Source organism: Flavobacterium sp. N1994 (assembly GCF_025947145.1).
In the GTDB taxonomy this organism is placed as follows: Bacteria; Bacteroidota; Bacteroidia; order Flavobacteriales; family Flavobacteriaceae; genus Flavobacterium.
This window is the reverse complement of record NZ_CP109999.1, coordinates 2029770-2053389: the sequence shown is the minus strand read 5'-3', so window position 1 is coordinate 2053389 and position 23620 is coordinate 2029770. Positions and strand designations below refer to the sequence as shown.

Genomic DNA, 23620 nt, shown 5'->3' with positions numbered 1-23620 from the left:
GACATTACCTTTTAAAAAAGATTATAGTATGTCAAAAGAAATAAAATCCGTTGAATACGGACTAGAAAAAATATTTGAAGGAGCACAAGACTTTCTTCCTCTTTTAGGAACAGATTACGTTGAGTTTTATGTTGGTAACGCTAAACAAGCAGCTCATTTTTACAAAACAGCTTTTGGTTTTCAATCACACGCATATGCAGGATTGGAAACGGGAATGCGAGATAGAGCGTCTTATGTTTTAAAACAAGACAAAATCCGTTTGGTATTAACTACGGCATTGAATAGTAATTCTCCAATAGGAGAGCACGTAAAAAAACATGGAGATGGTGTGAAAGTGATTGCTTTGTGGGTTGAAGATGCTCGTGCAGCCTTTGAAGAGACTACAAAACGAGGTGCCAAAGTATATATGGAACCAACCGTAGAAAAAGACGAACACGGAGAAGTAGTTCGTGCTGGAATTTACACTTACGGTGAAACCATTCACATGTTTGTAGAGCGTAAAAACTATAAAGGGGCTTTTTTACCTGGATATAAAGAATGGAAATCTGACTACAATCCGACTTCTGTTGGTTTGAAATATGTTGACCATATGGTTGGAAATGTAGGTTGGAACGAAATGAATACATGGGTAAAATGGTATGAAGACGTTATGGGATTTGTAAATTTCTTATCCTTTGACGATAAACAAATCACTACGGAATATTCTGCTTTGATGTCTAAAGTAATGAGTAACGGTAATGGTAGAATTAAATTTCCAATCAACGAACCAGCTGAAGGAAAGAAAAAATCGCAAATTGAAGAATATTTAGATTTTTATGAAGGTTCTGGTGTACAACATATCGCAGTCGCAACCGACGACATTCTTAAAACTGTTGCCGAAATGCGCGCTAGAGGAATCGAATTCTTAACTACACCTCCTCAAGCTTATTATGATGCAATTCCCGAACGATTGAAAGATCATATGAGTAAGTTTAAGGAAGACATCAATGAACTTCAAAAATTAGGCATTATGATTGATGCTGATGACGAGGGATATCTGCTTCAAATTTTCACACGACCAGTCGAGGACAGACCAACTTTGTTTTTTGAAATTATTCAAAGAATGGGCGCTAGAGGTTTTGGTGCTGGAAATTTTAAAGCCTTATTTGAATCAATTGAAAGAGAGCAGATGTTGCGAGGGACATTATAAAAGAGGCTTTTAGTTAAACATTATTTAAAAAATAACCATTAAACAAACAGTTTTTTATTAATTAACTGTTAAAATTGACAAATAACTTGTAATTATGTAATCTTATGTATTACATTTGCATCATCAAAAAAACGAGGAGTGGTTTCCTCATATTTTTGGATAAATTTTCATAATTTATAGTTTTTTGGTTGGTTAATAGCATAAAAACCCAGTCATTAATTTGACTGGGTTTTTTTGTTTTAATACATTTGGAACGGTAATTGCAATAACAGTTTTTAAAAACAATCAAACATGAAAAATATCTTCTTCCTATTGTTGCTTTTAATGACTGTTAGTTTCGATTCTCAAAAACCTGAGGCCTATGATTCTGGGGAGTGGTTTAAGTTTAGAATTCACTATGGATTTATAAATGCTGGTTACGCCACACTCGAAGTTCAAGAGGCTGTAAAAAACAATAAAAAAGTATACCATGCTATTGGTAAAGGATATACTGTCGGAATGTCACGTCTTTTCTTTAAGGTTGATGACAACTATGAGAGTTACTTCGACAAAATAACGAACAAGCCTTATCAATTCGTTAGAAAAATTGACGAAGGAGGTTACACCAAAAACCAAGAAGGTTTTTTTAATCAAGATGTTAATAAAGTTCAGGTAAAAGATTATAAAAACAATACCGACAAAACATTTTCTGTTACTGAAAATGTTCAAGACATTATATCAACTTTTTATTTTTTGAGAAACCATCCCAAAGTAGATAAATTAAAAGTAGGTGAATCAATTGTTGTTGACATGTTTTTTGATGATGAAATTTTTAAGTTTAAGTTAAAATTTATGGGTAGAGAAGACATAGACACTAAATTTGGAACAGCTCCGGCTATGATTTTTAGACCTATCGTACAATCGGGAAGAGTTTTCAAAGAAGACGAGAGTTTAACGGTTTGGGTATCTGATGATGAAAATAAAATCCCTTTACGAATAAAAGCTAGTTTAGCTGTAGGTTCTATAAAAGCAGATTTAGAAGGGTTCAAAGGATTGAAAAATCCATTTATGGTTAAATTAAATGATTGATGAATAACAAAACAAATTACGACCAAATAATAAATGCTTTAGAACAAAAATTTGAAGCAATCAATCAAAAAACTGAAACGCATCTAGAAGGTTTGCTTTGGTCAAAACCTATTACTTATTGGGATTATATTCAAACAGATGCTTTACTGAATCTTCAAACACAAAGAACCATTTTGCCCGATGAAATGGTTTTTATTATGTATCATCAAGTCAATGAATTGTTATTCAAAATGATACTTTGGGAGATTAACCAATTATGTCACACTGATAAACCGGAAACCATTTTTTTTACAGAAAAGCTAAGAAGAATAAGTCGTTATTTCGATATGCTTACTACTTCATTTGATATTATGGGTGACGGAATGGAAGTAGAACAATATATGAAATTTAGAAACACGTTAACTCCAGCTAGCGGATTTCAAAGTGCCCAATATCGTTTAATAGAATTTTCCTCAACCGATTTGATAAATCTTATTGACTATAGATTCAGAGCTTCAATAGATAGAAACACACCCTATTCTCATGCTTTCGAACATTTGTATTGGCAGGCGGCTGGAAAAGATTATCATACAGGTGAAAAATCATTTTTAATTTTAGAATTCGAACGAAAATATAGAGAAGAATTTCTTCGCTATATGGAAGAATATAATACGATTAACATTTGGCAAAAGTTCAAACAATTACCCGAAGCGGATCAAAAAGACACAGAGCTAGTAAAAGCAATGCGTCATTATGACCACACAGTTAATATTACTTGGGTTATGGGACATTTAAATACTGCTAAAAAGTACATCGAAAGCGGTAAAGGAAGCAACGAAGCAACAGGAGGGAGTGATTGGAAAAAATACATGCATCCAAAATACCAACGAAGAATATTTTTCCCTGAACTTTGGAGTGAAGACGAATTAAAAAATTGGGGAGAAGGATATTAAGGGAACTATGGTGTCAAAAATCTTCCAAAAAGCGGTTGCAATTCTTCTGTTAGTTACTTTTATAAGTTCTTGTAATAAAGTCAATGAAGAAGAAATTATTGTCCAAAAATCGAAACCTAGAATGGTCGAGTTTGGATTCAATTTTCATGATTATAATGTTGTTCATGACACTATTGAATCAGGCGACACGTTTGGTAGTATTTTAGAACATCAAAATTTAAACGGAAGACAAGTTCATGAGATTGTTGCAACAGTTAAAGACACTTTTGACGTTAGAAGCATTAGAAAAGGCAAACCTTTTACCATCCTTCGAAGCAAAGACAGAACCAATAAAATTCAGGTTTTTATCTATCAACCAGATAGATTGAATTATTATGTGGTTGATTTTAGAGATTCTATAGTAGCCTATAAAAAAACAAGACCTTTAACTTTTAAAACAAGAACAATTGCTGGCGCTTTAAACGGTTCCTTGTCAGAAACACTTCAAAATTTAAAAGTAGATCCTTCCTTAGCTCCAAAAATTGCCAAAATATACGCTTGGTCCATTGACTTTTTCAAACTAAAAAAAGGAGATGAATTTGGCTTAAAGTTTACAGAAAGGTATATCAATGATACTGTTTATGATGGTGTTGATAGTTTGAAAGCCGCCTTTTTTGAATACAAAGGCAAGAAAATTTATGCTTTCCCTTTTGCTCCTGATGCTAACACCAAAAAACAGCAATATTACGATGAAGAAGGAAAAACATTGAAGAATTTTTTCCTAAAAGCACCATTAAAATTTGTGAATATAACTTCGCATTATTCAGCAAACAGATTTCATCCAGTGCAATTAATTTGGAAAGCCCACAAAGGAACAGATTATGCGGCTCCAACGGGCACTCCCATTATGACAACCGCTGCAGGAGTTGTTGAACAAGCCGGATTTACTACGGGTAATGGAAATTTTGTAAAAGTAAAACACGACAAAACCTTTTCAACGCAGTATTTGCATATGTCGAAGATATTGGTCAAACGAGGACAAAGAGTTACACAAGGTCAAATTATCGGAAAAGTAGGAAGCACAGGATTGGCTACTGGCCCACATGTATGCTATCGTTTTTGGAAAAATGGGGTGCAAGTAGATGCCTTAAAACTAAAACTACCAACATCTACCCCAATGGATTCAAAATACAGACAAATATTCATGGAATATATGAAGCCTATCAAAAGAGAATTGGATAGTGTAGCTTCAGCCAGTGCTTTAAAATAATTACTACTTTTTTTAGTACTACAACGTTAGCGTAAAATAGTATTGTATTTTATACCAATCATATTTGTAAATTTGGCATTCAAAATCTTAAAAATGGCTTTACCCAATATAAATCCAACCAGTACTTCTGCTTGGGAAAAACTGAACCAGCATTATGCTCAAATGAAAAATGTTTCTATGCAAGAAATGTTTTTGAAGGATACGACAAGAGCAGAAAAATTCCATATTCAATGGAACGATTTTTTAGTAGATTATTCTAAAAACATCATTAATCAGGAGACTTTAAATTTGCTACAAGAATTAGCACAAGAAGCAAATTTAAAATCTGCTATCAAAAGTTATTTCTCAGGAGAGAATATCAATCAAACAGAAGATAGAGCTGTACTTCATACCGCTTTACGTGCCCCTAGAAACGCAACCGTTTTGGTTGATGGTAAAAACGTAATACCGGAAGTTTTTGAAGTAAAAAATAAAATCAAAAAGTTTACAGCTGAGGTTATTTCAGGCACAAGAAAAGGCTATACAGGAAAACCTTTTACAGATGTAGTAAACATTGGTATTGGTGGTTCTGATCTTGGACCAGCTATGGTAGTTGAGGCGTTACAATTCTACAAAAATCATTTGAATCTTCATTTTGTTTCTAATGTCGATGGAGACCATGTGAATGAAGTGATGAAGAAATTAAATCCGGAAACTACTCTTTTTGTAATAGCTTCTAAAACATTCACTACACAGGAAACGCTTTCAAATGCAGAAACGATTCGGGAATGGTTTTTGAAATCAGCAAAACAAGAAGATGTAGCTAGACATTTCGTTGCGGTTTCAACAAACATTCAAAAAGTAACCCATTTTGGAATTGACCCGGAGAATATTTTCCCAATGTGGGATTGGGTAGGTGGACGATTTTCACTTTGGAGCGCTGTTGGTTTGTCGATTGCTTTAGCCGTTGGATTTGATAATTTTGACGAACTACTACTTGGTGCTCACGAAATGGATGAACATTTCAAATCAGCTGATTTTGATAAAAACATTCCAGTTGTTTTAGCACTACTTAGTATTTGGTACAACAACTTTTTTGGTGCCGAAAGCGAAGCATTAATTCCTTATACTCAATATCTTCAAAAGTTAGCACCTTATCTGCAACAAGGGATAATGGAAAGCAATGGGAAAAGTATTGGGCGTGACGGAAAACCAGTAAATTATCAAACAGGAACAATTATTTGGGGTGAACCAGGAACCAATTCACAACATGCCTTTTTTCAATTAATTCATCAAGGAACTAAATTAATCCCAACGGATTTTATAGGCTTTGTAAAACCACTTTACGGAAATCAAGATCACCATGACAAGTTAATGTCTAACTTTTTTGCCCAAACAGAAGCCTTATTAAACGGGAAAACAGATGCACAAGTCAAAGCTGAGTTTGAAAAACAAAATGTAACTGAAGAGAAAGCAACTTTCTTGTTGCCGTTTAAGGTTTTTACAGGCAATAAGCCAACCAATACGTTTTTAATAGAGCAACTCACTCCAAAATCTTTAGGCTCTTTAGTGGCGTTATATGAACACAAAATATTTGTACAAGGAATCATCTGGAATATTTTCAGTTATGATCAATGGGGCGTTGAATTAGGAAAACAATTAGCGAATTCTATTTTAGACGAAATAAATTCTGGTTCAGTAAACCAACACGATTCTTCTACAACGTTTTTACTGAAGCACTTTTTGAAAAACAAATAATTTTCAAAACGGCAATTTAAGTTGCCGTTTTTTTATGCCTTTTAGTTATATTTGTTACTCTAAAAAATAATCTATGTATCATTTTATTCAAAAATTTCACTCAGGCTGGGCATATTTAGCTTTGTTATTATTAGTATTTGCTATAATCAACTCATGGATAGGCATGTCTTCTAAAAAGGAGTTTACACCAAAAGACAGAAAAATAGCTTTGTTTGGATTAATTGCCACACACATACAATTAGTGGTAGGCTTGATACTCTATTTTGTTTCACCACTGGGTAAAGAAGCTTTAGATTTAATAAAAGACGCCGCTTTTCGTTTAACGGCTATAGAGCACCCTCTTGTAAATATTATCGCTATAGTTTTTATTACCATTGGTTGGTCAAAACACAAAAAAGCAACTACAAGTGAAGCCAAATTCAAATCCATTGCGATTTTTTACGCTTTGGGATTAGTATTTATTCTAAGTCGAATACCTTGGAATCTTTGGTTTTAAAAAAATAATAAGTCCTCTATAGGGCTTTTTTTATCAAGGTATCGTTTTGTAAAATACCATTCACATTAAAAGATTATTCATGAATACTAAAATTCTAATACTGTTTTTATCCTTGTTAACGTCATTAAATATGACAATTTCAAGTGGTAGCAGACACAAGCACAAACAAAAAGATAAAAACAAAGAAAAGGCAGTAAAAGTAAAAGCCAACGAAAATAAAGAACACGAAAAAGTAATGGCTACTACTAAAGTAGACACTGCAAAAATAAAGCTTAAAAGTGAGGTGACAGAATTAGATACTTTAGATGTCGCCAATTTAAAGCTTAAGTTCCTAAAAAAAAATGCCCACGCCTCATATTATGCTAGTAAATTCAACGGAAGAAGAACAGCTAGCGGGAAAAGATTTGATAACAACGGCTATTCTGCAGCGCATAAAAAACTACCGTTTGGGACTAAAGTAAAAGTGACTAATGAAGCCAATGGTAAATTCGTAATAGTTGAAGTTACTGACCGCGGACCGTTTTCAAAAGTGCGAGAAATTGATTTGAGTAAAAAAGCATTTATGGAGATTGCTTCTAACAAGAATTCAGGTGTGGTTATAGTTACTATAGAAGTTATTGAGCCCAAATAATCACCATTTTTTATAAGGGTTTTTACTCAAATAAGCATTGTAATACCGCTCGTCATTGGTTACTTCTTGCCCAAGCCAGTTAGGTTTTTCAAAAGGTTCGTTTTCATCTTCTAGTTCGATTTCAGCCATTACTAATCCTTCGTTTTCTCCCGAAAAAATATCGACCTCAAAAACATGTTGTCCCACTTTTACTTCATGTCGTACTTTTTCTATAATGCCGCTTTCGCAAATGGTAAGCAACGTTTCAGCATCTAATAAACCGATTTCTCTTTCCCATTCTAATCGAGTGGTGCCACTGTGATTTCCTTTTCCTTTGATGGTAATATACCCTTTGTCACCTTTTATTCTGATGCGAACCGTTCTATCCGGATTGGAACTGATATATGCCTGGACAATTCGTTTTTTAGAAAAAGCTTCTGCTACAAAACTATCAGAAAGCACCAAAAATTTACGTTCTATTTCTATCATTAGTAACAAATTTGTAGCTAAAGATATTATAAATTTGTGAGATGATGGAACCAATCTCATACAGAAAAATTATTCATATCGATATGGATGCTTTCTATGCTTCTGTAGAGCAAATGGACAATCCAGATTTAAAAGGAAAACCTTTAGCTGTTGGCGGAAGTGAAGTTCGTGGAGTAGTTTCAGCAGCCAGTTATGAAGCTAGAAAATTTGGAGTTCGTTCTGCTATGAGTGGTGTTCAAGCCAAAAGGAATTGCCCTGATTTGATTTTTGTTCGCCCAAGATTTGAACGCTACAAAGAGATCTCAAAACAAATTCGAAAAATATTCCATGAATATACCGATTTAGTAGAACCGTTATCGCTTGACGAAGCCTACCTTGATGTTACCCAAAATAAAAAAGGGAATCCCAGCGCTTCCTTAATTGCCCAAGAAATTAGAAAACGAATTTTTGAAGAAGTTGGGTTAACAGCCTCTGCAGGAATTTCAGTAAATAAATTCGTTGCCAAAGTTGCCAGCGATTATAACAAACCTAACGGCCAAAAAACCGTAAATCCTGAGGAAGTAGAAAGTTTTTTGGAAAACCTAGACATCAAAAAGTTCTACGGTATTGGTAAAGTTACCACGGATAAAATGTATCACTTAGGCATTTTTACAGGCAAAGACTTAAAATCAAAATCAAGAGAGTTTCTTGAAGAACACTTTAGCAAAAGTGGCTTGCATTTTTACAACATCGTGCGCGGCATTCACAACAGTCAAGTAAAACCCAATAGAATTACAAAATCAGTAGCAGCCGAACATACCTTTAATGAAAACTTGACTTCCGAAATCTTTATGATTGAAAAGCTAGAAAGGATAGCCAATGAATTAGAAAACCGCTTGAAGAAATATAACATTTCAGGAAAAACGGTAACGTTAAAAATCAAATACAGCGATTTTACGACACAAACGCGTAGCAAAACATTGCCTTACTTTATTTCCGACAAAGGATTGCTCTTAGAGGTGGCAAAAGAGCTCCTATTTCAAGAACGAATGAAAGAATCAGTCCGCTTGTTGGGTATTTCTTTAAATAACCTAAATACCGAAGTCAAAAAGACGGTAGTTGTGCAATTGAAGTTTGATTTTTAAACATAAAAAAACCAGCAATATAGCTGGTTCTTTTTTTTGTATCAGGGAAGATTATTTTCTGTTCAGTTTTGATAATAATCGTAAGAATTCAATGTATAACCATACTAAAGTAATCATTAATCCCATAGCGCCATACCATTCCATGTATTTTGGTAATTTGCTTTGGGCTCCTTTTTCTATTTGATCAAAGTCTAAAAATAAATTTAAGGCCGCAATAACAATTACAAAAGCACTGATTCCGATACTAATCATAGAGTTTCCATAATGAACCGGTTGGAAGCTAGTAAACATTGAAAACAACCAAGAAATCAAATAATAGGTTGCAATAGCCATGGTTGAAGCAAGAACAACCGATCTAAATTTATCGGTCACTTTTACAATTTCATATTTGTACAAGGCAAGACACACCATAAAAGTTACGAAAGTGCAACTAACCGCTTGAATCACAATTCCAGGATATTGGTATTCGAAAATAGCTGAGATTCCCCCAATAAAAAGACCTTCGAAAACTGCATAAGCTGGTGCTAAATAAGTCGAAAGTTGAGGTTTAAAAGTTGAAATTATCACTAGAACAAACCCTATAATAGCTCCAGCAATAGCAAACCCAATAGGATTAGGCATAGACCAAGTTATAGCAGCACTAGCAATTAGTAAAATGATCATTAGGAAACTCTTATTAACAGTTCCAGAAACGGTCATAGTTTGGTTGTAATCAATGATAACAGCATCATGAGTTACTTCGTTGTTTTCCTTAAAAGCGTTTGTTTTAAAAAACGGATTGTTTGAGTTCATAAGTAATTAATTTAAAAAGTAAATATAATTATTCTATTTCAGATACACGTAATGTATTCACCATCCCTTTATCAGCAACGGGCATAGCGGCAAGGTTGATAAGCATATCGCCTTTTTTTACATATCCTCTTTTTTTGGCAATATCATTTACATCTCCAACAGTATCATCAGTGCTTACAAATTTGTCATAAAAGAAAGCATTTACTCCCCAAAGTAAACTCAACTGGGTCAAGATTCTTTTGTTAGAAGTATACACTAAAATATGCGCAGAAGGTCTCCAAGCTGAAATCTGAAATGCTGTATAACCACTGTTTGTTAACGTTGAAATGGCTTTTGCTTTAATCTCATTAGCCATGATTGCCGCGTGATAACAAATCGATTTGGTAATAAAACGTTTCGTTCTAACGTGAGGTGGATTTTGTGGTACAGTAATTAAAGGAGAGTCTTCAACCGCTTCAATAATTTGAGTCATTTTTTCGATTACTTCGACAGGATAATTTCCAACCGAAGTTTCTCCAGATAACATTACGGCATCAGCACCATCCATTACCGAGTTGGCCACGTCATTTACTTCAGCACGCGTTGGCGTTAAACTAGTAATCATCGTTTCCATCATTTGAGTAGCCACGATTACTGGGATACGAGCTGTTTTAGCTCTTTGAATTAATTTCTTTTGAATTAAAGGCACTTCGTGAGCCGGAATTTCAACTCCTAGATCCCCACGAGCTACCATCAAACCATCGCAAAAAGCAACAATTTTATCAATGTTTTCAACGGCTTCTGGCTTTTCTATTTTAGCCACAATTGGAATTTTATAAGCCGAATGTTTGGCAATTAAATCTTGTAATTCTTCTAAATCAGCAGGAGTTCTAACAAAAGAAAGCGCAATCCAATCTACTTCTTGTTCAATTGCAAATAAAGCATCCTTGATGTCTTTTTTAGTCAAAGCTGGTAAAGATACTTTTGTATTAGGAAGGTTAACTCCTTTTTTTGATTTCAATGGACCGCCTTGTATTACTTTACAAACCACTTCGGTAGTACCATTTGTTTCTAAAGCTTCAAACATTAGTTTTCCATCATCTAACAATATTCTTTCTCCTGGATTAACGTCTCTAGGGAACTCTTTGTAGTTCATGTAAACACGATCTTTTGTTCCAGGAATATCTTCAGCCGTTTGAAATGTGATGATATCTCCTGGGTTGACAACGACATCTTCTTTCATCACCCCAACACGTAACTTTGGTCCTTGTAAATCGGCTAAAATGGAGGTGTTGTAACCAAATTCATCACTCAAACCTCTTATAATATCTATTCTCTCTTTTACATCAGTATAATCAGCATGAGAAAAATTAATACGAAAGACATTCACTCCTGCATCAATCATTTTTTTTATTACTTCTTTCGAACTACATGCAGGACCTAGTGTGGCTACAATCTTAGTTTTTTTTCTTGTTGGCATTTTAATTAAAAAATTAAATTATTTTTTGACTTTATTTTTTCTACATCAACCGGGTAAAGGGTGCTTATACGGTTAATTTTTTTTAGTTCATTGGTTATGTTGGCAACATTAATATAATCTTCCCCATTTTCAATTTTTAAAAAATAATCTACTTTTTTGAACTCAGGAATAAAGTAGGCTTTTGTTGAGAATTTGCTGTTGTTTTCAGCAAATAAACCTTGATTTACTCTTGCCTCGGAAAGTAAAATATCATTCTTATTTTGAATTAAATTCCATGCAACAGCCGTTTCTTTATCTTCAAAAATAAACCTTGTAAATTGAGTTTCTCCTTCTTTGTTACTGATGTGGATATCACAATCGCTTTTTTTGAGAATAACAGGTAATTTTTGATTAATCGAATAGGCTAGTAAATAATCTTCAAGCGATGTATGAATAGCTATTAATTGATAATCTATTTTGTCAAACTCATCCAAATGCAATTTGTGAACCGCCATAGTATTGCAAAATTTGTGGTAAATATAGTTTATCTGTCACAGATTTTCACAAACAACGGTTTAGGTTAACTTTATTTTATGAACGAAATCGTTGTAGTTTTTTGCGAATCTGATTTATTTTTTATCTATTTTTTCTTGAAATACAAAATAAGCCCTTTGTGACGCCTTTTCCTCTGCTTTCTTTTTTGAAGTAGCTCTTGCTTTGGCAATTACTTTATTGTCGATACTCAATTTTACGCCAAAATATTTTTGCCCGTCGTTTCCATTGTCATCAAAAACATCATAATAAAATGATTTTTTCTCTTTTTGACACCATTCTATCAACAAGCTTTTGTAGCTGATTACTTTTCCTTCCAACTTGGCAATATCAACATAAGGGATGATAACGCTTTTTTGAATAAATCGTTCACAATAGTCATAGCCTTTGTCTAAGAAAATAGCACCTACTAAAGCTTCAAAAATATTACCATGAATGTTTTCTCCAAAATGTTGTGTAGGGACTTTACTTTCCACAAATCGGATTAAGTTTAAATCTCTTCCTAACTCATTTAAATGTTCCCGACTAACAATTTTAGAACGCATTTTGGTCAAATAGCCTTCGTCACCAGCGGGTGCTTTGTTGTAAAGATGAGCTGCAATTACAGCACTTAGCATAGCATCACCTAAAAACTCTAAGCGTTCGTAATTCATGGGGTTGCCTTTGCCATCTATTTGATTAGTAGAGCGATGGGTAAAAGCTTTTTGGTAATAAATAATAGATTGGGGTTTAAATCCTATTATGTTTTGAATTTCTTTAAAAAAAATCCCGTCCTCTGAGGAACGGGAATTTTTAAATATATTTTTTAGAATTTTCATCTAGAGATTAAGCTTCAATTTTTTTGAATAAAACGCAAGCGTTGTGTCCACCAAAACCAAAAGTGTTACTCATCGCGACATTAATTTCTCTTTTTTGAGCTTTGTTCAGCGTTAAGTTTAAACTTGGGTCAATGTTTTCATCTACAACAGTATGGTTAATTGTTGGAGGTACAATACCATGTTTCATCGCTAATATAGAAGCAATAGCTTCAATCGCACCGGCAGCACCTAGTAAGTGGCCAGTCATCGATTTAGTTGAATTGATATTGATGTTTTTTGCATGGTCACCAAAAACAGCACTGATGGCTTTTAATTCGGCAACATCTCCAAGAGGTGTTGAAGTTCCGTGCGTATTGATATGGTCTACTTGGTCTGGAGACATTCCTGCATCACGTAAAGTGTTTTGCATTACGGCTATAACTCCAATTCCCTCTGGATGAGGAGCCGTTAAGTGATAAGCATCCGATGACATTCCACCACCACCAACTTCACAATAAATTTTTGCCCCACGAGCTTTGGCGTGTTCGTATTCTTCTAACACTAAAGCACCAGCACCTTCGCCAAGTACAAATCCATCACGAGTGGCATCAAAGGGTCTTGAAGCCGTTTCAGGAGAATCATTTCTTGTAGATAAGGCTTGCATCGAGTTAAATCCACCCATACCAGCAATAGTAACCGCTGCTTCTGAACCACCAGAGATAATAACATCACACATTCCTAAACGAATGTAGTTGAAAGCATCAATCAAAGCATTGGCTGATGAAGCACAGGCTGAAACGGTAGTATAATTAGGCCCCATAAAACCATTTCGCATAGAAATGTGAGCAGGAGCAATATCAGCAATCATTTTAGGGATAAAGAAAGGATTAAATCTTGGAGTTCCATCGCCTTGAGCGTAACTAATAACTTCTTCTTGAAAAGTTTCTAATCCGCCAATTCCGGCTCCCCAAATCACACCAACTCTTTGTTTGTTAACGTTAGAATCTGTAATTCCAGCATCTTTAATGGCTTCTTCACTAGCAGCAACAGCATACTGAGCAAATTTATCCATTCTTCGGGCTTCTTTACGATCCATGAAATCTTCGATATTGAAGTTTTTTACTTCGCAAGCGAATTTTGTTTTGTGTTTTTCAGTATCGTAATAAGTTATTGGAGCAGCGCCGCTTTTTCCGTTGACTAAGCCATTCCAATATTCTTCTATGGAATTCCCAATAGGTGTCAACGCACCTAAACCTGTTACTACTACTCGCTTTAACGTCATAATTTATTTTTTACAATTGTATTTAAACAAATAATACCCATGTTTTCTTCAAATGTAATCATTAAAGAGACAAGGGTATTTCAATATTTTGAGATTGAATGTCAATCAGTTTTTACTTTTTAGTAAAAATAATAAAAATCCGTGAAACTGGTTATAGTTTCACGGATTCGTAATTATTATTTTTTTGCTTCTTCGATGTAAGAAATAGCTTGACCTACAGTAGCAATGTTTTCAGCTTGGTCGTCTGGAATTTGGATGTCAAATTCTTTTTCGAACTCCATAATCAACTCAACAGTGTCTAATGAATCAGCTCCTAAATCATTGGTGAAGCTTGCTTCTGTTACAACTTCGTTTTCATCAACGCCTAATTTGTCTACAATAATAGCTTTAACTCTTGATGCAATGTCTGACATAATTTCTATTTTTTAATTTAAATTTGTTGGCAAAAATAAAAAACTTTATTTTAAAACAACCCTTTTGTTAGTAAATGTGGCAACGAAAATAAAAAATTTATTTCAAAATCTTGTAACATCAGGGTTTTAATTCAAGTATTTATTCTTTTTTTGTGCTGTAATTTTGTTTTACCTGAAATCGCCATAGCCAATTAACAATAATATGATGGCGATTACATATTCCTTTAAAAAACAATAGTGTATCCATATGAAAAAGATATTGCTTTTCGCTTCAGGCACGGGTTCCAATGTGGAGAATATTATCCAATACTTCAAAAACAACAAGGATATTGTAGTAGTTGGAGTTTTTACAAACAATCCGAATGCCAAAGTTTTAGAAAAAGCCCAACAGCATTATGTCCCAACAGTAATCTTTAACAGAGAAGAACTTAACGAAGGTTCTGTTTTAGCTAAAATCAACGAAATTAAACCTGATTTAATTGTTTTAGCTGGATTTCTTTGGAAAATGCCTGAATCAATTGTGGCGGCCTATACCAATAAAATAATCAACATTCATCCAGCGTTATTGCCAAAATATGGTGGAAAAGGAATGTACGGAATGAAGGTTCATCAATCGGTTTTGGAAAACAAAGAGATAGAAACAGGAATCACTATTCATTATGTAAACGAACATTATGATGAAGGGGAATTCATTTTTCAGGAAAAAGTAGCCATAGATGATTGCGCATTAGCAGATGATATTGCTGCAAAAATTCATAAATTAGAACACAAACATTTCCCTCAAATAATAGAAAAACTTCTAACATCTAAATTCTAACTTTGACACACCAAGTCCACATTTACACCGACGGCGCTGCTAAAGGAAACCCAGGAAACGGGGGTTATGGAGTCGTTATGGAATTAGTAGGAACGAATTACAAAAAAGAATTCTACGAAGGATTTAGGCATACTACCAATAACCGAATGGAATTATTAGCAGTAATTGTAGGTCTAGAGAAAATTAAAAACCCAAATACGAAAGTTCTTGTCATTTCTGATTCGAAATATGTGGTGGATGCAGTAGAGAAAAAATGGGTCTTCGGTTGGGAGAAAAAAGGCTTTAAAGACAAAAAAAATCCCGACCTATGGATGCGCTTCTTAAAGATTTACCGTCAGCATCAAGTCGATTTCAAATGGATAAAAGGACACAATAATCATCCGCAAAACGAGCGTTGTGATGAATTAGCTGTTTATGCTTCGGGTTTACCCAATTTATCTGTAGACGCTTTTTATGAAAAAGAAGAACAGAAGCTGTTGTAAATTGCTTTTTGATAATCATTGCAACTCTAAAACTTAAAACTTATCTTTGCGCCTTTAATTTGAAACTCAGATAATGAACAAACTTTTAATAGTAGGGACGGTGGCTTTTGACGCTATCGAAACCCCTTTCGGAAAAACAGATAAGATTTTAGGTGGCGCAGGAACATTTATTGGACTTTCTGCTTCGCATTTTAACTTACAATCAGCTATCGTTTCTGTAGTTGGAGATGATTTTCCACAAGAATATTTAGATTTATTGACCTCAAGAAACATTGACATTTCTGGACTTGAAGTAGTTAAAGGCGGAAAAACTTTCTTTTGGAGCGGTCGTTATCATAACGATATGAACTCAAGAGATACTTTGGCTACCGAATTAAATGTGTTGGCCGATTTTAATCCGATTGTTCCTGAAAACTTCAAAGATGCTGATGTTGTGATGTTAGGCAACTTACATCCGATAGTACAAACAGGCGTATTGAATCAAATGACCAAAAAACCAAAATTAGTAGTCTTAGACACTATGAACTTTTGGATGGATTGCGCTTTACCAGAATTGTTAGACGTAATACAACGTGTGGATGTTATTACTATCAATGATGAAGAAGCTCGTCAGTTATCGGGAGAATACTCTTTGGTAAAAGCAGCGGCTAAGATTCACACGATGGGTCCAAAGTATGTAGTGATTAAAAAAGGAGAACACGGAGCGTTGATTTTCCATGACGAGCATATTTTCTTTGCTCCAGCATTGCCTTTGGCCGATGTATTTGATCCAACAGGAGCAGGAGATACTTTTGCTGGTGGATTTGCAGGATTCATTACACAACAAGGAGACATCTCTTTTGAAACGATGAAAACCGCTATCATTCAAGGCTCTAATCTAGCGTCGTTCAGCGTAGAGAAATTTGGAACCGAAAGAATGGTAGAACTGAAAAAAGAAGAAGTGAATCAACGACTAAAACAATTCAAAGCGTTAACACAATTTGATATAGAATTGTCCTAAATTTATGCCTCGAATTTTCGGGGCATTTTTATTTTATACAACAACACAACTAACACACTACAACAATGAGCGACGCCATAAAACACGAATGTGGAATTGCACTTTTAAGATTAAAAAAACCATTAGAATTCTACAAAGAAAAATACGGTTCGGCTTTCTACGGCATTCAAAAAATGTATTTGCTAATGGAAAAGCAACACAACCGTGGACAAGATGGTGCTGGCTTTGCCTCCATAAAATTTGATGTAGAACCTGGAGATCGATATATTAGTAGAGTGCGTTCTAACAAAACACAAGCCATTCAAGATGTCTTTGCCCAAATTAATGAAAGAATTAATGAAGAACTCCAACTTCATCCGGAATACCAAGATAACATTGCATTGCAAAAAGAGCATATTCCTTATATAGGCGAATTGTTTTTAGGGCATGTTCGTTATGGTACTTTTGGCAAAAATAGTTTGGAAAGTGTTCATCCCTTTTTGCGTCAAAACAATTGGATGCATAGGAACCTGATTTTGGCGGGGAACTTTAATATGACAAATGTTACTGAGCTTTTTAATAGTTTGGTAGAATTAGGCCAACATCCCAAAGAAATGACGGATACCGTTACGGTCATGGAAAAAATAGGGCACTTTTTAGATGATGCTGTTACCGATTTGTACCAAGAATGTAAAAACAACGGCTTATCAAAAAGAGAAGCCTCGCCCGTTATTGCCGAAAAATTAAATTTAGGGACTATTCTAAAAAAAGCATCTCGTGGTTGGGATGGCGGTTATGCTATGGCTGGACTTTTAGGACATGGAGATGCCTTTGTATTTCGTGATCCTGCGGGAATTCGGCCTGCGTATTTTTATGAGGATGATGAAATTGTTGTAGTGGCTTCGGAAAGACCCGTCATACAAACGGTTTTTAATGTGCCTTTTGAAAAAGTACAGGAATTACAACCAGGGCACGCTTTAATTATCAAGAAAAACGGAATCATTACAGAAGAAGAAATTATCACGCCAACGATTAAAAAAGCATGCTCGTTTGAACGCATTTATTTTTCCAGAGGGAGTGATGCCGAGATTTATCAAGAACGAAAAGAGTTAGGTAAATTAATTCTGCCAGCGGTATTAGAAGCCATTGAAAACGACACCGATAATGCAGTGTTCTCTTATATTCCCAACACGGCTGAAACCTCTTTTTATGGAATGGTAGAAGCGGCTAATGATTTTCTGAATCAAAGAAAAAATCAATTTATTCTGGATAATAGAAAAACATTAACTAAAGAAAAACTAGAAGAAATCCTTTCAGTAAAAATTAGAACAGAAAAAATAGCCATTAAGGATGCTAAACTAAGAACGTTTATTACCGAAGATAGCAGTCGCGATGATTTAGTAGCTCACGTTTATGATGTTACTTACGGGGTAATTAAGCCAACGGATAATTTGGTAATTATTGACGACAGCATTGTTAGAGGTACAACCTTAAAAATGTCGATTATCAAAATGATGGATCGATTACATCCAAAACGAATTGTTGTAGTTTCCTCAGCACCCCAAATTCGTTTCCCTGATTGTTATGGTATTGATATGGCAAAACTAGAAGGGCTAGTAGCTTTTCAGGCTACCTTAGCCTTGTTGAAAGAGCGCAATTTATATCACATTGTAGATGAAGTTTATGCCAAATGCAAAGCTCAAGTTAATTATAAAGACACCGATGTTGTTAATTTTGTAACTGAAATCTACAAGCCTTTTACAGACCAAGAAATATCAGATAAGATAGCCGAACTATTGAAATCAGAAGATATTAAGGCGGAAGTAAAAATCATATTCCAAACCGTAGAAAATTTACACAGAGCGTGTCCAAAAAATCTAGGAGATTGGTACTTCACAGGAGACTATCCAACTCCAGGGGGAATCGGGTGGCCAACAAGGCCTTTATGAACTTTTACGAAGGGAAAAATGCACGAGCGTATTAAAATTTTAACATTTTTTGTCTTTTAACGATTATTGATGTAGTTCATCTAAATTATTTGTTTCTAGCATTCTATCCCCTATATATTTGTTCCACCATAGCATTAGTAGGTTAAGTTTATGGTAGATTTGGGGCAAAAAGGGTGAAAAGAAATTTTCACCTTTTTTATTTTCTACATGCTTCAAATTCCTCTCCAAAAAGAACAATATTGACTTCAACGACTATTAACGTCATTCATCTAAAATATTTTTTTCGGGCAATATATCTCCTATATATTTGTTGGACCATAGCATTAGTAGGTTAAGTTTATGGTAGATTTGGGGCAAAAAGGGTGAAAAGAAATTTTCACCTTTTTTATTTTCTACAAGCTGTAAATTCCTCTTAATAAACAATACTATTGACTTTAACGATTTTTGATGTAGTTCATCCGAAATATTTTTTTATAGCATTCTATCCCTTATATATTTGTTTCACCATAGCATTAGTAGGTTAAGTTTATGGTAGATTTGGGGCAAAAAGGGTGAAGTTTACTTCACCTTTTTTATTTTATTTAAGCGCTATAATCATTGAAAATTAGAGATTTCACTCTCATTTGCCTATCATCCCAATATATTTTTAACAAAAAACCTTGTTTTTTAACAAGTTGTGCTTAGTTTTGTGTTACCATAGTATTTAGTAGGTTAAGTTTATGGTAGATTTGGGGCAAACAGGTGGAAGAGATTCCGCCTGTTTATTTTTTAGGCCTATACCCAATAAAAAAACCGACTGCTCTCACAGTCGGTCTATTGATTCAGAATCTCTTTTTTATTTTTCTGTAGCGTACAATCTGGCTACTTCTGTCCAGTTAATTACATTAAAGAAAGCTTCAATATAATCAGGACGACGGTTTTGATAATTTAAATAGTAAGCATGTTCCCAAACATCCATACCTAAAATTGGGAAACTACCATTTGAAATTTCGGGCATCAAAGGATTATCTTGATTGGCAGTAGAAGTAACTTCTAACTTTCCTCCTTTGTGAACTGATAGCCAAGCCCAACCCGATCCAAAACGTGTCGCACCCGCTTTTGCAAATTGTGCTTTAAATTCGTCAAACGAACCAAAAGCAGCATCAATAGCATCTGCTAATTCTCCAGAAGGTTTTCCACCAGCATTAGGCGCCATCACTCTCCAAAACAAATTGTGATTATAAAACCCGCCACCGTTATTACGAACGGCTGCGTTTTTCATATCAAGATTTATTAAAATATTTTCGATTGTTTTTCCTTCCAAATCTGTTCCAGCTATAGCAGCATTTAGATTTGTAGTGTAGGCGTTGTGATGTTTAGAGTGGTGAATCTCCATTGTTCTAGCATCAATATAAGGTTCCAATGCATCGTAAGCATAAGGTAATTGCGGTAATTCAAAAGCCATGATATTTTTATATTTAGTTAGTATTAAAACGAATTCAAATTTATACATTTAACTTTGTATAAAGAAATACTATTTTTATATAATTCCATTGAAAAAACCAATATCAAAACTTTAATGAGCTTTCCCCTTCAGCCGGTCCATTTAAAAAACGAAATGATTCAATTAGTCCCTTTACAGGAAACTGATTTTGAGGAATTGTATGCAGTAGCTTCCGATCCTTTGGTTTGGGAACAGCACCCCAATAAATTGCGTTATCAACGGGATGTTTTTCAAAATTATTTTGAAGGAGCTATGCTTTCTAAAGGAGCCTTTTTAATTCGTGATACCAAAACCAATGGTGTCATCGGGAGTAGTAGATTTTATGATTACAATGAAGATGATCATTCAATTTTAATTGGCTATACTTTTATTGGAAAACCTTTTTGGGGAATAGGATACAACAAAGCCATAAAAAAGCTGATGCTTGATTACGCTTTTCAATATGTGGATAAAGTATATTTTCACATAGGGGCGTTCAATTATCGTTCACAAAAAGCGATTGAAAAAATAGGAGCTATAAAAGTAGACGAGTATGAAGTGGAATATTATGGCGAAGACTCAAAGTTGAACTTTGTTTATTTAATCCAAAAAAGCTAATGCAAAAACCAGCTTTCTCCATATACGACGCATCGGCGGGTTCAGGTAAGACTTATACTTTGGTTAAAGAATATTTGAAAATAATTTTGCTTTCCAAAAAGCCAGATGCTTATCGCAATATTCTAGCCATTACGTTTACCAATAAAGCAGTACACGAAATGAAAAGCCGTGTGGTCGAGAGTTTATCAGAGTTTGCCAAGGAAAAACCATCGGAGAAAGCCGTTCAATTAATGCAAGACATCCAAATAGAAACTGGGTTGTCATTGTCTAAAATCACCGAAAAGGCCAAAGCCATTATCAAAAACTTGATTCACAATTATGCCGCTTTTGATATTTCGACGATTGATAAATTTACTTTAAAAGTTATTCGCGCTTTTTCACACGATTTGAATTTGCCTATTACCTTCGAAACCACTACCGATACAGAAACCCTTTTGACCGAAGCAATTGATGCTATTATTGCGCAAGCCGGAGAAGATGAAACCTTGACTAATTTACTAGTAGATTTCACCATGGAGAAAACCGATGATGATAAATCTTGGGATGTGTCTCGCGATATTATGGAAACGGGGAGGTTGATTTTAAACGAAAACAATCGAGAGGAAATCACACATTTTCATAACAAGACCATTGCCGAGTTTATTGAAATCAAAAACAAATTGGCTGAATTGGCTGTGCAATTGGAATCAGAAACAGTTGATTTGGCAACAGAAGCTTTAGTATTGATTGATAATAACGGAATTGACTTAGCTTCATTTTCCAGACAAACGTTTTCGAATCATTTGAATAGCATTAAAAATAAAAATTTCAATCCCAATAATAAAATGTTTCATGCTTTTGAAGATATTCAAATCAATAGCAAAGCATCTGACAAAGGCATTATTGAAAATATCATTCCCAATCTGCTTGAAATATTGGCTTCTATCTATAAAAAATTTGAAAAGAAAAATTTCTATGAAGCGTTCTTAAAAAATATTACACCACTTTCTTTGTTGAATACGGTAAGTAATGAGTTGGCTAAGATTCAAAAAGAACAAAATGTCCTTTCTATAGCCGAGTTTAATAAATTAATTAACGACCAAATTCAAAACCAACCAGCGCCTTTTATTTATGAGCGTTTGGGTGAAAAATACCGCCATTTCTTTATTGACGAATTTCAAGATACTTCCGAAATGCAATGGCAAAACCTGATTCCGTTAATTGATAATTCGCTTTCGAGTGAAGATTTGAATGGCGAACAAGGGTCGTTGATGATTGTGGGAGATCCAAAGCAATCGATTTACCGCTGGCGAGGTGGAAAAGCAGAGCAGTTTATTGAGTTAAGTAAAACTAAAAATCCGTTTGTTAATCCTGATAAAAAACTCTTTTCTCTAGGAACCAATTATCGAAGTTATTCTGAAGTTATTGATTTCAATAATCAATTCTTTGGATTCTTATCGCAACAATTTTCGAATGAAGATTATAAAGACTTGTACCAAAATCATAGTCATCAAGAATTTAATTCAAAAACGGGAGGCTATGTTTCCATCTCTTTTACCCCAAAAATGGAAGCTTCGGATGATGAAAGTTTAGATAAAACTGCAATGTATTTAGAAGCTACTTTGCAAAAGATTGTTGAGGTAAAGCAAAAAGGATTTCGCTACAAAGACATTGTAATTCTAACCCGTAAAAAAACTCATGGCACGGAAGTAGCCAATTATTTAACCCAAAAAGGAATTCCGATTTTATCTTCTGAGAGCTTACTTCTTGGTGCATCTTCTGAAGTGCAAGGCATTGTGAATGTTTTACGTTACTTAAAAAACAACAACGACTTACAATCAAAAGCTAACTTCCTTTATTATTTAGCTTCACAACAAACTATTCTAGCCATTCATGATTTTATCGCTCAAGGGATGGCGCAAGTCAATGAAGTGGATTTTCAACAATGGTTGATTGGTTTTAGTATTGATTTTTCGTTTCAAAATATTAGAAAAAAATCTCTGTATGAGGCTACCGAAATCATTATTACCAAAGTGTTGCCTATTGAAAAGCGGAATGCTTATGTGCAGTACTTTTTGGATATTGTCTTAGAGCGTGATATAAAAAACCAAGCTGGGATTTCAGATTTCCTATATTATTGGGATAACAACTCCCAAAAATTAAGCATTCCGTCACCAGAAGGGAATGATGCGGTTAGAATAATGACGATTCACAAATCGAAAGGATTAGAATTTCCAGTAGTTATATTTCCTTTTGCAGAGGAAGATTACAGCAAAGGACCTCGCGAGAAAATGTGGCTCAACGCCGATGAAGAGATTATGGGTTTGCCGAAAGCTTTGGTAGATAAAAACAATAAAGTAGAAGGGTATGGGGAGGAAGCAAATGTAATTTACCAACAAAAAAAGCAAGAAGAATTATTAGACAATATTAATGTTCTATACGTCGCGTTAACTCGAGCAGAGGAGCAATTGTATATTATTTCGGGGATGCAGACTAGGAACAATAAAGGAGAATATCCCAATAATATGGCCACTTTTTTTATTCAATTTCTAGAAGGGAAAGGATTTGAAGAAGGAAAATTAGATTATTCTTTTGGCAAAGCCGAAAAGCTATCTGAAACTAAAGAATTGAAAGAGGAAACGGAAACCATTCCACAACTTTCAGAAACGCTGAATCCAAGAAGTATTAAAATTGCTCAGCGTGAAAGTTTGATGTGGAATACCAAACAACAGGAAGCTATAGCGTTTGGAAATGTTTTACACGAAATCTTGTCTTATGTCGAAACCAAAGAAGATATCGACTTAGCGCTAATCAAAGCTATTGAAAACGGATTGATTATAACGTCACAAAGAACAGAAGTTGAAACCACGATTCAGGAAATTGTCAACCATCCTGATTTACACTTCTACTTTTCAAATCAAAACAAGGTCTTAAATGAAAAGACCATTTTGCAGAAAGAAGGAAATTTGGTGAAGCCCGACAGAATGGTCATTAACAACAATAATGAAATCTATTTACTCGATTATAAAACAGGGGCACATCAAGCGAAATACACAAAGCAAATAGAAAACTACCAAAGCGCCATTGAAAAAATGGGATTCAAAGTCATTAAAAAGGCTTTAGTATATATTGGAGAAACTTTGGAAGTGGTAAATTTGTAAACTTA

At 34.4% G+C, this 23620-nt stretch carries 21 protein-coding genes and 1 pseudogene; 14 read left to right on the top strand and 8 right to left on the bottom strand.

The window, feature by feature from the left end; genetic code table 11:
• Positions 1-28 precede the first annotated feature (28 nt).
• The 7 genes from hppD (at position 29) to OLM53_RS09100 (ending at position 7302) form a co-directional block, all read left to right on the top strand.
• The gene (hppD, locus tag OLM53_RS09130) at positions 29-1189 is read left to right on the top strand and encodes a 4-hydroxyphenylpyruvate dioxygenase (protein WP_264519922.1); all 1161 of its coding nucleotides are present in this window, start codon (positions 29-31) and stop codon (positions 1187-1189) included.
• A 291-nt stretch (positions 1190-1480) separates the two neighbouring features.
• Positions 1481-2257: a DUF3108 domain-containing protein gene (locus tag OLM53_RS09125; RefSeq protein ID WP_264519921.1), complete on the top strand. Its 777-nt coding sequence runs from the start codon at positions 1481-1483 to the stop codon at positions 2255-2257.
• Complete coding sequence (locus tag OLM53_RS09120) at positions 2257-3189, top strand: tryptophan 2,3-dioxygenase family protein (protein ID WP_264519920.1); 933 nt, start codon at positions 2257-2259, stop codon at positions 3187-3189. Before OLM53_RS09125 ends, OLM53_RS09120 begins: the two co-directional genes overlap by 1 nt.
• A gap of 7 nt (positions 3190-3196) precedes the next feature.
• The gene (locus OLM53_RS09115) at positions 3197-4438 is read left to right on the top strand and encodes a M23 family metallopeptidase (protein ID WP_264519919.1); all 1242 of its coding nucleotides are present in this window, start codon (positions 3197-3199) and stop codon (positions 4436-4438) included.
• Between the two features lie 93 nt (positions 4439-4531).
• Positions 4532-6175 (top strand): glucose-6-phosphate isomerase, encoded by a 1644-nt coding sequence (gene pgi / locus OLM53_RS09110; protein WP_264519918.1) that lies wholly within the window; start codon positions 4532-4534, stop codon positions 6173-6175.
• A 73-nt stretch (positions 6176-6248) separates the two neighbouring features.
• Positions 6249-6671 (top strand): hypothetical protein, encoded by a 423-nt coding sequence (locus tag OLM53_RS09105; protein ID WP_264519917.1) that lies wholly within the window; start codon positions 6249-6251, stop codon positions 6669-6671.
• 235 nt (positions 6672-6906) lie between these two features.
• Complete coding sequence (locus OLM53_RS09100) at positions 6907-7302, top strand: septal ring lytic transglycosylase RlpA family protein (RefSeq protein WP_264522441.1); 396 nt, start codon at positions 6907-6909, stop codon at positions 7300-7302.
• Here the strand turns inward: OLM53_RS09100 and OLM53_RS09095 are convergent, their stop codons facing one another.
• Positions 7303-7770: a CYTH domain-containing protein gene (locus tag OLM53_RS09095; protein WP_264519916.1), complete on the bottom strand. Its 468-nt coding sequence runs from the start codon at positions 7768-7770 to the stop codon at positions 7303-7305.
• Positions 7771-7811: 41 nt separating this feature from the next.
• Between OLM53_RS09095 and dinB the strand changes: the two genes are divergently transcribed.
• On the top strand, positions 7812-8894 hold the full coding sequence (gene dinB, locus OLM53_RS09090; RefSeq protein ID WP_264519915.1) for a DNA polymerase IV: 1083 nt from the start codon (positions 7812-7814) through the stop codon (positions 8892-8894).
• A gap of 51 nt (positions 8895-8945) precedes the next feature.
• Here dinB and OLM53_RS09085 read toward each other — a convergent pair whose 3' ends face one another.
• From OLM53_RS09085 to OLM53_RS09060, 6 genes are all read right to left on the bottom strand, one after another.
• The gene (locus tag OLM53_RS09085; RefSeq protein WP_264519914.1) at positions 8946-9686 is read right to left on the bottom strand and encodes a Bax inhibitor-1/YccA family protein; all 741 of its coding nucleotides are present in this window, start codon (positions 9684-9686) and stop codon (positions 8946-8948) included.
• 28 nt (positions 9687-9714) lie between these two features.
• On the bottom strand, positions 9715-11145 hold the full coding sequence (gene pyk, locus OLM53_RS09080) for a pyruvate kinase (RefSeq protein WP_264519913.1): 1431 nt from the start codon (positions 11143-11145) through the stop codon (positions 9715-9717).
• Between the two features lie 5 nt (positions 11146-11150).
• On the bottom strand, positions 11151-11639 hold the full coding sequence (locus tag OLM53_RS09075) for an IPExxxVDY family protein (RefSeq protein WP_264519912.1): 489 nt from the start codon (positions 11637-11639) through the stop codon (positions 11151-11153).
• A gap of 114 nt (positions 11640-11753) precedes the next feature.
• The gene (rnc, locus tag OLM53_RS09070; RefSeq protein WP_264519911.1) at positions 11754-12494 is read right to left on the bottom strand and encodes a ribonuclease III; all 741 of its coding nucleotides are present in this window, start codon (positions 12492-12494) and stop codon (positions 11754-11756) included.
• Between the two features lie 7 nt (positions 12495-12501).
• Positions 12502-13755 (bottom strand): beta-ketoacyl-ACP synthase II, encoded by a 1254-nt coding sequence (gene fabF / locus OLM53_RS09065; protein WP_264519910.1) that lies wholly within the window; start codon positions 13753-13755, stop codon positions 12502-12504.
• Between the two features lie 176 nt (positions 13756-13931).
• On the bottom strand, positions 13932-14168 hold the full coding sequence (locus OLM53_RS09060) for an acyl carrier protein (RefSeq protein WP_007137004.1): 237 nt from the start codon (positions 14166-14168) through the stop codon (positions 13932-13934).
• Positions 14169-14415: 247 nt separating this feature from the next.
• Between OLM53_RS09060 and OLM53_RS09055 the strand changes: the two genes are divergently transcribed.
• From OLM53_RS09055 to OLM53_RS09040, 4 genes and pseudogenes are all read left to right on the top strand, one after another.
• A complete protein-coding gene (locus tag OLM53_RS09055) occupies positions 14416-14985 on the top strand; it encodes a phosphoribosylglycinamide formyltransferase (RefSeq protein WP_264519909.1) in 570 nt (189 codons plus the stop codon).
• A 2-nt stretch (positions 14986-14987) separates the two neighbouring features.
• Positions 14988-15467 carry a ribonuclease HI gene (rnhA, locus tag OLM53_RS09050; protein ID WP_264519908.1) on the top strand — a complete coding sequence of 160 codons (480 nt, stop codon included), beginning with the start codon at positions 14988-14990 and terminating at the stop codon, positions 15465-15467.
• 73 nt (positions 15468-15540) lie between these two features.
• A complete protein-coding gene (locus tag OLM53_RS09045) occupies positions 15541-16467 on the top strand; it encodes a PfkB family carbohydrate kinase (RefSeq protein WP_264519907.1) in 927 nt (308 codons plus the stop codon).
• A gap of 65 nt (positions 16468-16532) precedes the next feature.
• Positions 16533-18430 (top strand): annotated as a pseudogene (locus OLM53_RS09040) (amidophosphoribosyltransferase).
• Positions 18431-19230: 800 nt separating this feature from the next.
• Here OLM53_RS09040 and OLM53_RS09035 read toward each other — a convergent pair.
• Entirely contained in the window at positions 19231-19839 is a 609-nt protein-coding gene (locus OLM53_RS09035; RefSeq protein ID WP_264519906.1) for a superoxide dismutase, read from the bottom strand.
• A 153-nt stretch (positions 19840-19992) separates the two neighbouring features.
• Between OLM53_RS09035 and OLM53_RS09030 the strand changes: the two genes are divergently transcribed.
• Together OLM53_RS09030 and OLM53_RS09025 are read left to right on the top strand one after the other, a co-directional pair.
• Positions 19993-20475 (top strand): GNAT family N-acetyltransferase, encoded by a 483-nt coding sequence (locus OLM53_RS09030; protein WP_319799849.1) that lies wholly within the window; start codon positions 19993-19995, stop codon positions 20473-20475.
• Positions 20475-23615, top strand: a complete 3141-nt coding sequence (locus OLM53_RS09025; protein WP_264519904.1) for a UvrD-helicase domain-containing protein — start codon at positions 20475-20477, stop codon at positions 23613-23615. Before OLM53_RS09030 ends, OLM53_RS09025 begins: the two co-directional genes overlap by 1 nt.
• Positions 23616-23620 lie beyond the last annotated feature (5 nt).

Excerpts from the sequence above, each read along its gene's own strand:
- hppD (WP_264519922.1), top strand. The coding sequence starts at position 29 with ATGTCAAAAGAAATAAAATCCGTTGAATACGGACTAGAAAAAATATTT.
- OLM53_RS09125 (WP_264519921.1), top strand. The coding sequence starts at position 1,481 with ATGAAAAATATCTTCTTCCTATTGTTGCTTTTAATGACTGTTAGTTTC.
- OLM53_RS09120 (WP_264519920.1), top strand. The coding sequence starts at position 2,257 with ATGAATAACAAAACAAATTACGACCAAATAATAAATGCTTTAGAACAA.
- OLM53_RS09115 (WP_264519919.1), top strand. The coding sequence starts at position 3,197 with ATGGTGTCAAAAATCTTCCAAAAAGCGGTTGCAATTCTTCTGTTAGTT.
- pgi (WP_264519918.1), top strand. The coding sequence starts at position 4,532 with ATGGCTTTACCCAATATAAATCCAACCAGTACTTCTGCTTGGGAAAAA.
- OLM53_RS09105 (WP_264519917.1), top strand. The coding sequence starts at position 6,249 with ATGTATCATTTTATTCAAAAATTTCACTCAGGCTGGGCATATTTAGCT.
- OLM53_RS09100 (WP_264522441.1), top strand. The coding sequence starts at position 6,907 with ATGGCTACTACTAAAGTAGACACTGCAAAAATAAAGCTTAAAAGTGAG.
- OLM53_RS09095 (WP_264519916.1), bottom strand. The coding sequence starts at position 7,770 with ATGATAGAAATAGAACGTAAATTTTTGGTGCTTTCTGATAGTTTTGTA.
- dinB (WP_264519915.1), top strand. The coding sequence starts at position 7,812 with ATGATGGAACCAATCTCATACAGAAAAATTATTCATATCGATATGGAT.
- OLM53_RS09085 (WP_264519914.1), bottom strand. The coding sequence starts at position 9,686 with ATGAACTCAAACAATCCGTTTTTTAAAACAAACGCTTTTAAGGAAAAC.
- pyk (WP_264519913.1), bottom strand. The coding sequence starts at position 11,145 with ATGCCAACAAGAAAAAAAACTAAGATTGTAGCCACACTAGGTCCTGCA.
- OLM53_RS09075 (WP_264519912.1), bottom strand. The coding sequence starts at position 11,639 with ATGGCGGTTCACAAATTGCATTTGGATGAGTTTGACAAAATAGATTAT.
- rnc (WP_264519911.1), bottom strand. The coding sequence starts at position 12,494 with ATGAAAATTCTAAAAAATATATTTAAAAATTCCCGTTCCTCAGAGGAC.
- fabF (WP_264519910.1), bottom strand. The coding sequence starts at position 13,755 with ATGACGTTAAAGCGAGTAGTAGTAACAGGTTTAGGTGCGTTGACACCT.
- OLM53_RS09060 (WP_007137004.1), bottom strand. The coding sequence starts at position 14,168 with ATGTCAGACATTGCATCAAGAGTTAAAGCTATTATTGTAGACAAATTA.
- OLM53_RS09055 (WP_264519909.1), top strand. The coding sequence starts at position 14,416 with ATGAAAAAGATATTGCTTTTCGCTTCAGGCACGGGTTCCAATGTGGAG.
- OLM53_RS09045 (WP_264519907.1), top strand. The coding sequence starts at position 15,541 with ATGAACAAACTTTTAATAGTAGGGACGGTGGCTTTTGACGCTATCGAA.
- OLM53_RS09035 (WP_264519906.1), bottom strand. The coding sequence starts at position 19,839 with ATGGCTTTTGAATTACCGCAATTACCTTATGCTTACGATGCATTGGAA.
- OLM53_RS09030 (WP_319799849.1), top strand. The coding sequence starts at position 19,993 with ATGATTCAATTAGTCCCTTTACAGGAAACTGATTTTGAGGAATTGTAT.
- OLM53_RS09025 (WP_264519904.1), top strand. The coding sequence starts at position 20,475 with ATGCAAAAACCAGCTTTCTCCATATACGACGCATCGGCGGGTTCAGGT.